The following is a 3,953-nucleotide window of genomic DNA, read 5'->3' on the forward strand; positions in this document are numbered from 1 at the left end:
GCGTCCAGGCCGCGGCGGCTGGTCAGGACCAGATGCTCCGCACCCTGCCCGGCCGCCCACCGGGCCACCGCGACGCCGAGACCACCGGTACCACCGGTGATCAACACCGTGCCCCGCGGCGTCCACACCGGCGCGGCGCTGTCGGGTGTCACCCGTTGCAGGCGGCGGGCGAACACCCCCGACGCGCGGACCGCGACCTGATCCTCCGACCCGTCCGCCAGTACCGCCACCAGCCGGTCAGCAGCCCGGCCGTCCAGCACCTCGGGCAGGTCGATCACCCCACCCCAGCGGTGCGGGTTCTCCAAACCCACCACCCGGCCCATACCCCACAAGTGCGCCTGCACCGGCTCGGTCACCACATCGGATCGACCGGTGCTCACCGCACCCCGGGTCACCCACCACATCGGCGCGTCGATCTGCGCGGCGTGCACCCGCTGGGTCGTTTCGAGGGCCGCGGCCAGACCAGCCGGGACCGTGGGAGCCGCCGGAACCGAACCGGGGAACAGGCCGGCAAGGTTCACCACACCCACGAGGTCACCGGCATCGGGGTCGGTGACGACCTCAGCGCCGCGGGCCTCAAGGACCGCACGCACCTCCGCGGTTGTCTGGTCAGGGCCGTCGATCAGCAGCCACCGGCCACTCAACGTCGCAGCGGGCGGGGTGACCGGGGTGAACACCGCCCGGTACCGCCAGGCGTCGGTGGTCTGCTTACGCCGCTGCGACTGCCGCCACGACGCCAGCACCGGCAACACCCGGCCCAACGACTCACGACTGTCCCCGTCCAGGGCCAACGTGTCACTCAGACGAGTCAGATCGGCGTCCTCCACCGCCTGCCAGAACCCGGCATCCACCGTGTCCACCGGCGACACCGCCACCGGCGAGGTGGAGAACTCCGGCCAGTACCGCCGCCGCTGGAACCGATACGTCGGCAACTGCACCCGACGACCCGACACCACCCGCGACCAATCCACACCCGTGCCGTGCGCCCACGCCTGACCCACCGCCGACAACACCGCCGCCACCTGCGGCTTGTCCCTGCGCAGCAACGACGCGAACACCACATCACTGTCTGCCGGCACCGACTCCGGGCCCGCCGCCGACAACACCCCGTCCGGACCGAACTCCACAAACGTCCGCACACCCCGCGCATACAACGTCTGCACGGAGTCGGCGAACCGGACCGGCTCGCGCAGATGCCGCAACCAATACTCCGCCGTCGCCGCCTCCGCCGGGTCCAGCACCGCACCCGTGACATCCGAGATCAACGCCACCGTCGGCTCCCGGAACGTCAACCGTTCCAACACTTCAGCGAACGACGGCAGCATCGCGGCGATGAACGGTGAATGCGCGGCATGACTGATCCGCAACCGCCGCACCTTCCGACCCAACCCCCGGAAATACTCCCCCACCGGCGCACACGCCTGCGCATCACCCGAGATCACCACCGACGCCGGCCCATTCACCGCCGCCACCCCCACCACATCCGACAACCACGGCGCCACCTCGGCCTCCGTAGCCTGGATCGCCACCATCGCACCCGAGTCCGGCAACAGATGCATCAACGCACCCCGCGCCGTGATCAACGCACACGCATCCGGCAGATCCCACACCCCGGCCAGATACGCCGCCGTCACCTCACCGGTCGAGTGCCCGGCGAACACCTCCGCCGACACACCCCACGACTGCACCAGCCGGAACAACGCCACCTGCAACGCGAACAACACCGGCTGCGTGAACCGCAACCCATGCAACAACTCCGCCTCCGCCGAACCCGCAGCAGCGAAAACGACCTCGTGCACCGGACGCGGCAAATGCCTATCCAGATGCGCACACACCTCATCAAACGCATCCGCGAACACCGGGAACGTGTCATACAACTCCCGGCCCATCCCCGCCCACTGCGCCCCCGAACCCGTAAACAGGAACGCCGTCTTACCATCCACCACCGAAACCGGCTGCACCACACCCAGCGCACGCCGCAACTCATCACGATCACCAGCCACCACCACCGCCCGCACCGGCAACGCCGTGCGCCGGGTCGCCAGCGAGTACGCCAGATCACCAAGCTCCGCCTCCGGCAACACCCCCGCCAGCTCCAGCAGAGCGCCCTCACCACGCGCGGACAACAGGATCGGCTGCACCGGCAACGACCGCACCGGCTCGGCGCTCTCGGCTGCGGGCGGCTCCTCGATGATGATGTGCGCGTTCGTGCCACTCATCCCGAAGCTCGAAATACCCGCCCGACGCGGCCTGTCCCCGGCCTCCCACGCCACCGCCTCGGTCAACAGGCTCACCGCACCGGATGTCCAGTCCACCTTCGACGACGGCTCACCCACGTGCAGCGTCTTGGGGAGCAGGCCGTGGCGCAGCGCCATGACCATTTTGATCACACCACCGACACCGGACGCGGCCTGCGCGTGGCCGATGTTCGACTTCAACGAACCCAGCCACAACGGCGTCGACCGGCCCTGGCCATAGGTCGCCAGCAGCGCCTGCGCCTCGATCGGGTCACCCAACGTCGTGCCCGTACCGTGCGCCTCCACCACGTCCACGTCCGCCGGGGTCAGTCGAGCGTTCGCGAGAGCTTGGCGGATGACACGCTGCTGCGCGGGACCGTTCGGCGCGGTCAGGCCGTTCGAGGCACCGTCCTGGTTCACCGCCGTTCCCCGCAACACCGCGAGGATCTGGTGACCATGGCGCTGCGCGTCGGAGAGCCGCTCCACCAGCAGCATGCCGACGCCTTCGGCCCAGCCGGTGCCGTCGGCGTCGTCGGAGAACGCCTTGCACCGGCCGTCCGCGGCCAGCCCCCGCTGCCGGGAGAACTCGATGAACGTCCCCGGCGTGGCCATCACCACCACACCACCGGCCAGGGCCAAGTCGCACTCACCCTGCCGCACCGACTGCGCCGCCAGATGCAACGCCACCAGCGACGACGAACACGCGGTGTCCACGGTAACCGCCGGGCCTTCCAACCCGAACGTGTACGAGAGGCGACCGGAGGCGACACTCGCCGCGCCTCCGGTGGCGCCGTGACCCTCGGCACCGTCCTCACCCGACGCCGCGGCCATCATGAGCAGGGTGCTGTAGTCCTGGCCGTTGGAGCCGACGAACACCCCGGTCCGCGAGCCACGCAGCGTCGCGGTGTCGATACCGGCGTCCTCGAACGCCTCCCAGGACGCCTCCAGCAGCAGGCGCTGCTGCGGATCCATCGAGACCGCTTCACGCGGGCTGATCCCGAAGAACCCGGCGTCGAAGTCACCGGCACCGTTCAGGAACCCACCGGTGCTCGTGGTCGACGTGCCCGGGTGGTCCGGGTCCGGGTCGAACAGGGTGCTGAGGTCCCAACCCCGGTCCTCCGGGAACGGACCCATCGCGTCACCGCCGGCCGCGACCAGATCCCACAGGCTCTGCGGACCCGTCACGCCACCGGGATAACGACAGGACATACCCACAATGACGATCGGCTCGTCATCGATCACCGCCACCGGCACCGTCACATCGGTCGTGACACCGGCCAGCTGGTCGCGCAGGAACTCCGCGAGGACCAGCGGCGACGGGTAGTCGAACACGATGGTGGCCGGCAACCGCAGGCCGGTCGCCTCCTGGAGACGGTTACGCAACTCGACCGCGGTCAGCGAGTCGAAGCCGATTTCGCGGAACGCCCGATCTGCGGGCACGCCGTCGCTGTCACGGTGACCCAGCACCGCAGCGGCCTCGGCGCGCACCAACACCGTCAACCGCGCCAACCGCTCAGCCGGCGGCAGACCAGCCAACTCCGCGGTAAGCGGACTCTCCGCACCATTGGCCACCACGACTTCATCCATCGCCGCGACGGCTTCCGGCAGGTCACCGAGCAGCGCCCAGCGGCGGCCGAAGGAGAACGCGGGGGCGAACCGGGCCCAGTCGACGTCGACGATCACCTGCGTGGCGTCCGCACCGGCGACGGCCGCCGC

At 69.9% G+C, this 3,953-nt stretch carries 1 pseudogene; it reads right to left on the reverse strand.

From position 1 onward, the window contains the following. A pseudogene (locus LDL48_RS43100) lies at nucleotides 1-3,737 on the reverse strand (type I polyketide synthase); the annotation flags it as partial. Nucleotides 3,738-3,953 lie beyond the last annotated feature (216 nt).

The organism is Jidongwangia harbinensis (assembly GCF_020216025.1).
Classification (GTDB): Bacteria; Actinomycetota; Actinomycetes; order Mycobacteriales; family Micromonosporaceae; genus Actinoplanes; species Actinoplanes harbinensis.